This window comes from Lyngbya confervoides BDU141951 (genome assembly GCF_000817775.3).
GTDB classification, from domain to species: domain Bacteria; phylum Cyanobacteriota; class Cyanobacteriia; order Thermosynechococcales; family Thermosynechococcaceae; genus Lyngbya; species Lyngbya confervoides.
The window spans coordinates 326-6,187 of record NZ_JTHE03000025.1; the positions used below are offsets into that span (position 1 = coordinate 326).

The following is a 5,862-nucleotide window of genomic DNA, read 5'->3' on the forward strand; positions in this document are numbered from 1 at the left end:
CCGGTTGAGCGCCGATCGCTGTTCTCTAAATCATAGTGAACGCCTCAGCCTGCTTTCGTCATCAAGATATGGAACCCTGCTTGGCGAAAATGGCGATCGCTGGTCAACGCATCTGTTAAATCTTGCTGCTGCATCACAATGAAGGAAATGCAGTCGGTCAGTCCCCAGTCTTTGTCGGGGCGAGATTGGTAAAGGTCGAGGACTTGTGTAAGGAGGGCGGTATCGACGCTGACGACTCGGATGTTATCGGTGCCCTAGCACTGCTGAATAAACTGAACGGCACCGTTGCGATTGAGGCGACTGAGGGCGTTACCGACTTCGACCAAAATGGCTTCGGTGAGCCACACTTCTGACGCGGCGCGAACGCGGGGGAAGAGTTGCTTGGCCTGTGGGTGGTATTCGTCGTTGGGGTTGAGTAATGCCTGAATGAAGGCGGTGTCGAGGAATAGGCGCTCTCGACTCATGACTCAGATTCCGAGTGTTTGGGGGTGCCGTAGAGGTAATGATCGTGCTCGGCTGACCAGTCGGCAGGGGCTTCAACGGTGCCTGTGAGAGATTCGAGAACATCCCAGGCATTGCTAGCAGTTTGGAGATGTTGCTGCCGCAGCGTTTCAACGAATTCTAATACCTGCTGTTGCAAATTATCTGGCAGCTCGTTCATCTCTTCAATGACTTTAGTGACAATTGGATTACTCATAAATCTGTATAGGCTATCAAATAGGATTTTTTTTGACTAAACTGGAAGGCTTCCAGATCTCTGAAGCTCTTGAGAATCAAAAGCGTGTTGAGCGAATAAAACTGCTATTTCCAAATACTTTTTTCAAATCCTGTCGTAACCAGGAATATGCCAAAGAAGTAGCAGAACTATGACCGAAAAAGTATTCTTCTGACAACCCTCCACCCATCGGAGGATAGCGAATCCAAACTGCTGATTCAGGCCTTAAGATACCAATTCGTTTCTGTACCCTATCTATTCGCTCCCGCTGAACATCACGAAAAGGCCCTTCTTGGGCATTGATCTCAACCGTGTTTGCCTTTTCCTTTGGCAGAGCTTCCAAAAACCAGTGAAATTGTGGGGGTTCTTCAGTATCCCAGCCATTATCTCCAGGTAGTGGCGAAAGATATCCTACTAATCGCGCTGGTAAGGTGGCCGCAATCTGAAACCCTGGCTTCAGTTCTAAAAACCAGGTTTCTACTATCTGTTGATAGATATCGAGAGCCGCCTGATAACCCATCTGAATTCTTTCTTGTAAACGTTGCGGACTATATAGCTCCCAAAGACGTTTGCCTTGCGCCAAGTCTGGTCCAATCCAGGGTGAGAATAGATATGTTTGATTTTCCCTTCTCAATCGGTTTATCTCTTGGCGTAGATATTTGAGGTATAGAGTTTGTTGTCGTTTCCGAGTGCCAAAATCCGAAAGAGTAATCCAACAATTATGGTGAGTTGATTGGTCTTCAATATAGGCAAGAGCTTCATCTAAATTAGTAAGCGGTACTTTTTCCAAACCCCACCAATTTTGCCGAGCGTGGCTAAGGGTTTTCTCACGCCTAGCAATAGCCAATGTGGCTCGCCACGCTGCTTCGCGAATAAATGGTTCACTGTCGATTTCAAGACTGGGGAACTCTAACTTGCACCCAAGATGATTGCTCAGACTATCGAGTGTCCACCGCCAAGCCCAAGCTGATTCATGGCTCGGTCGTGACATTTTTCCGTAAGTCCAATTGTTCCATTCCTGCGAATGACTGCTGTCCCAATGCATGGGTAAGTCAACAGTATCTCCTAAATTTTCAGAGCCTTTGTACCAAGCTGCTTGGAGATAATTTTGGGTTCCTGTTGTTATTCGCGTGCCCACACATGGTAGTGAGCCATCTTTTCGGGCAGGTGAAATTATTTTAGAGAGTTTTCCAAAGCCGTTTACCCAAGCTTGCATAGCCTGTTGCAGCTGTCGTCCACACTGCTGAGCCGAAGGTAGTGGAGTTTCACGTGTTCCCCAACGGCTAGAACTAGCCATTACTATTTCTACAGCAAACGTTGGATACGTTTCAGCAATCGGTTCTAATAGTTGGGAAGCTAAATCATGGCTCAAAGTTGCTACTGCGATTACAAGTGGATAACGCCACTTTTCAAGACGCTCAGGGCTATGAACACAGTCTCCAATAATGGATGGGTCGTCAGCTAGGCTCTGAGCCGCAAACCATTCAGTCAAAATGGGTAACGGAAAGGAAATAACATCGCGCGATCGCGTTACTACTAACCCAACTTTTAGAAGAGGCTCCCAAACATTTTCGATTGATGCTAAATCTGCTGCTCTAACCCATCCATTGCTACTCTCAGTAGCGAGCACCGCAAGCTGCTGCAACAAAGGCATATAGTCATAAAAATTAACCTTTGCTCTTCTTAAAGCATCTCGTACTAACCACGAAAGTAACTCACCTTCAGAACGTAGAGCCTGAGCTGTGTTCTGCTGCAAATAATTGGCTAAAATCAATGTAAACAGGGGACGACGAATTGCATCTTTCACAGACTCAGTCCACCCTGAGACGGTCATTGCAATTACTTTCTGCCCAGAGAGCCTCTCGATGAGTTCATATGCTTGCCGCTCAGATAATGGTGGGACTGGAATGTTAGCGCCTTTCACTAATTCATTCACGCATGGAATAGGTCTGCTCGTGATCAAAACACTCGTTTTGGGTAAGGTGTCTGCTAGTACATAGGCCTCACTCAGTAGTTGACTTGCTAGCCGAGAATCAACCTCATCAAGACCGTCTAAAAAAATAGAGACTCCTTGTACTTCAAAATCTCCAAGACCCGATGCTTCGGTCTCAACTATTTCTTCTAGAAAGTCACCTTTCTGCAATTGCCCTGATTCTATATAGATAGGGATAGGTGCTTTTGGATTGTCGATAGCTTCTGCGAGAGTGAGTTGAAATAGGCGCTGAGCTATTAGCGTCTTACCAAGTCCCAATTCACCAGTCAATACATGCACACTGCCAGACTTAAGGGTCAGAGAATCGGGAGGATTCCCTAAAGATTGATCCTCCGCCAGCGCAATGGCTGTTTCTCGACTCGCGACCGCAATACGAAAGCGCTCAATACACGATGCTCTTGCCTTTCTTTGAAGTTTCTTGAACCTAGTAATTCGATCTTGAAAAGAAATCTCATGACCTGATGTAGATAACAAGTGCTTATTTTCACTAAAGTTGGCTTCTAAGATCTCTCGGACTCTGTTGACTCGTTCTATTTGAAAGTTAGAAATCTCTTTGAGTAAGTTGCGATAATCCCAAAGATCTCTTTGAATATCAAAAGTCAGCTTTTCCTGAACAATCTTCTGAATTGTTTTTTCCGGATAGCTGCCCTTCTTTTCCTGCAAAAAGAAGAAAATCAGACGATCATATTCAAGATACTGCTCATGTTTGATGAATTGATCAAGAGTATGCTTGACTTTCTCGGCGCTTGTAGTTGCAGTGACCTGAATGCAAATCCTAGCTGCCTTATCTACTAAATCAATACCAGGATGGTTGTTATTGTCCTCAACGTAATTGACATTCTCTAAGTTCCAGCCGTAAATCTCATTAAGTATAGGTATCAGGATGGTTTCAGCCGCCTTGTTAAGATCTGTCCGCCCTATTGACGCCTCACCTTTGATCTCAGTCACAAAGCGAGACATTAACTGAATTACACGCTTTAGCGAGATCTCAAGGTTCATCAATAGCCTCAACTGATCAAACTTACGAGCTACTAAGCAGTACCTTGCTGCTAGTCAGGATTGTAGCTATTTCAAGCAGCGATCGCCTTTTAACATCAAAAAACATCAAAGCCGCTTGAAGTTTGATAAATCTAAGCGGCTGTCTCGATTAATCCAGGAAGCGATCGCGCCTCAACAGGCTAAACACCTCACCCTGCTCTGGCGTAATCAAAATCCCCGACTCCGGAATCGTGATCGCCTGACTCCACGTCGCCTGCTCCGCATACTGGAGTTTGTGCAACCTATGGATGACAGACCGCACCCCCTCCGGCGAACCATCACCAGATGCAACAACCGCTCTCGCTCCGGCTGAGACATCGTATTCGCGAGCAATACGGGTCAGATATTTAACCCATCGCGATCGTCCAGGCAAGTCAAAACCGTTACATCTTGTTGACCGATGGGCCGTGTTCTTTGCCAATTTTCAGATGCCGTCAGGCGATTGTTCCTCTGGTTTAGCGGAACTGTGGGTGGTGCGGAGCCCGGATTATCTTTCTCGGTTTAATCCCTGTCCGGACTCCCCCCTCAGAACTGAGCTATTCTGATGCTATTTGTCTGCCCCGGCAACTCCCATGGTCACCATTCCCCTCCCCGATGCCCAGTTAATGACCTTTGCCGAATTCATCGACTGGAAGCCCGATAACCGTCGCTACGAGCTGCACCACGGCACCCCCATCGAAAGGCAACCCACTGGCGATCACGAAGCAGTCATTTCCTTTCTCAATTTGGCCTTACTGCTAGAGGTACATCGGTTACAACAGCCCTTCTTGCTGCCTAAACAAGCCCTGGTGAAACTGCCCGACGAAGACACCGCTTATCTACCGGATGTCGTGCTGCTCAATCGCCCGGCCTTGACCTACGAACCCCTCTGGAAAAAAGCCTCGACAGTCACCCAGGGAACCTCCGCGCCCCTCGTGATCGAAGTCGTCAGCACGAACTGGCGCGATGATTACGGCAAAAAGTTGGTGGATTATGAAAGCTTAGGGATTCCAGAATATTGGATTGTCGATTATCTGGGGTTGGGCGGACGACGCTATATTGGGAGCCCCAAACAGCCAACTCTATCGATTTGTGCCTCGTCGAAGATGAATATCAAGTGACCCAGTTTCGCGGCAGTGATACCATTCGCTCCCCACTGTTTCCTGAGCTTGAGCTAACGGCTGACATTATTTTTCAAGCGGGAGCCTTAGGCTGAGCAGGCTGACTCAAGCCTGGTTTATTCAGCATCGATTTTCCCAATTGCATCAAGGGGGGGCCGGTTTTATCAAGGCGGCGGGCGATCGCCGAAAGATGAGAGGCCCGTATCGCCCCTCTCTCTAAGATGCTGCCTGCCCCCCCTCATCTAAACTAAAAGCAGCCGACCTTAGTGATTTTCTCATGGTCAATACCGCTACCCAGCCACTCACCTTTGAGGATTATCTGGCCTATGACGACGGCACGGATAACCGCTACGAACTGGTGGATGGCCAACTTGTGGTCAGAAATCCATCGCATATAGAACATCTCCTGATTACACAGTTTTTAGAAGAGCAACTTGATCTCGAAATTCACCGTCTCGGCTTGCCCTAGCTGACCTTTCGCGAAGCCGGAGTCAGAACCGGATTCAACAAATCGCGTCTCGCCGACCTGTGTGTGGTCACCCGCGAGCAAGTCAAAGAACTGCTGGGGCAATCCGCAGTCTTTCAAACGCCACCGCAACTCATCGTCGAAGTGGTGAGACCCGACTCCATCACTCGTGACTACCGCTACAAACGGTCTGAATACGCCGCCATTGAAGTGCCCGAATATTGGATTGTTGACCCGCTCACGGCCAAAGTCACCGTACTCCAGTGGGAAGAAGGATTTTACGAAGAAACTGTATTCGCGGGTGAGCAAGCGATCGCCTCTCCCACTCTTCCCGAACTCACCCTCTCGGTCGCCCAGCTATTAGCTGCGGGCACTCTGGCCTAATAGATATTCAGGTTTGAAGCCTTTCTCCCGCTGGGAGAGAGGTTTGGAGAGAGGGCAAAATCAGACTGTCGAAGCGACGCTTTAAAATAGGGGCGATCGCCGATCACCTGTCCCTCTTCACTCGCCAACCTGGCGACCAAGTTCCATGATTGCCAGCTCTGACCGC

Annotated in this window: 7 protein-coding genes; 3 read left to right on the forward strand and 4 right to left on the reverse strand. The window is 48.1% G+C overall.

The genetic code is table 11. The features are described 5' to 3' along the window. Positions 1-254 precede the first annotated feature (254 nt). The 4 genes from QQ91_RS03905 to QQ91_RS03920 all read right to left on the reverse strand — a co-directional run bounded on the left by QQ91_RS03905 (position 255) and on the right by QQ91_RS03920 (position 4,167). On the reverse strand, positions 255-464 hold the full coding sequence (locus QQ91_RS03905) for a PIN domain-containing protein (RefSeq protein WP_236096264.1): 210 nt from the start codon (positions 462-464) through the stop codon (positions 255-257). Beyond that, positions 461-697: a hypothetical protein gene (locus QQ91_RS03910; RefSeq protein WP_039727671.1), complete on the reverse strand. Its 237-nt coding sequence runs from the start codon at positions 695-697 to the stop codon at positions 461-463. The genes QQ91_RS03905 and QQ91_RS03910 overlap by 4 nt, the downstream gene beginning before the upstream one ends. A gap of 76 nt (positions 698-773) precedes the next feature. Continuing rightward, on the reverse strand, positions 774-3,707 hold the full coding sequence (locus QQ91_RS03915; RefSeq protein WP_039727669.1) for an SMEK domain-containing protein: 2,934 nt from the start codon (positions 3,705-3,707) through the stop codon (positions 774-776). Between the two features lie 148 nt (positions 3,708-3,855). Beyond that, a complete protein-coding gene (locus QQ91_RS03920; RefSeq protein ID WP_236096265.1) occupies positions 3,856-4,167 on the reverse strand; it encodes a hypothetical protein in 312 nt (103 codons plus the stop codon). A 151-nt stretch (positions 4,168-4,318) separates the two neighbouring features. Between QQ91_RS03920 and QQ91_RS03925 the strand changes: the two genes are divergently transcribed. The 3 genes from QQ91_RS03925 to QQ91_RS03930 all read left to right on the forward strand — a co-directional run bounded on the left by QQ91_RS03925 (position 4,319) and on the right by QQ91_RS03930 (position 5,696). Further along, positions 4,319-4,846, forward strand: a complete 528-nt coding sequence (locus QQ91_RS03925) for a Uma2 family endonuclease (protein WP_367889288.1) — start codon at positions 4,319-4,321, stop codon at positions 4,844-4,846. Positions 4,847-5,123: 277 nt separating this feature from the next. Next, entirely contained in the window at positions 5,124-5,315 is a 192-nt protein-coding gene (locus QQ91_RS21710) for a Uma2 family endonuclease (protein WP_039727668.1), read from the forward strand. Continuing rightward, positions 5,316-5,696 carry a Uma2 family endonuclease gene (locus QQ91_RS03930; RefSeq protein ID WP_201277523.1) on the forward strand — a complete coding sequence of 127 codons (381 nt, stop codon included), beginning with the start codon at positions 5,316-5,318 and terminating at the stop codon, positions 5,694-5,696. The last annotated feature ends 166 nt before the right edge of the window (positions 5,697-5,862 follow it).

What these genes read in the sequence shown, in the direction of transcription:
- QQ91_RS21710 (WP_039727668.1), top strand. Translation starts at nt 5,124, where the DNA reads ATGGTCAATACCGCTACCCAGCCACTCACCTTTGAGGATTATCTGGCC.
- QQ91_RS03910 (WP_039727671.1), bottom strand. Translation starts at nt 697, where the DNA reads ATGAGTAATCCAATTGTCACTAAAGTCATTGAAGAGATGAACGAGCTG.
- QQ91_RS03905 (WP_236096264.1), bottom strand. Translation starts at nt 464, where the DNA reads ATGAGTCGAGAGCGCCTATTCCTCGACACCGCCTTCATTCAGGCATTA.
- QQ91_RS03915 (WP_039727669.1), bottom strand. Translation starts at nt 3,707, where the DNA reads ATGAACCTTGAGATCTCGCTAAAGCGTGTAATTCAGTTAATGTCTCGC.
- QQ91_RS03925 (WP_367889288.1), top strand. Translation starts at nt 4,319, where the DNA reads ATGGTCACCATTCCCCTCCCCGATGCCCAGTTAATGACCTTTGCCGAA.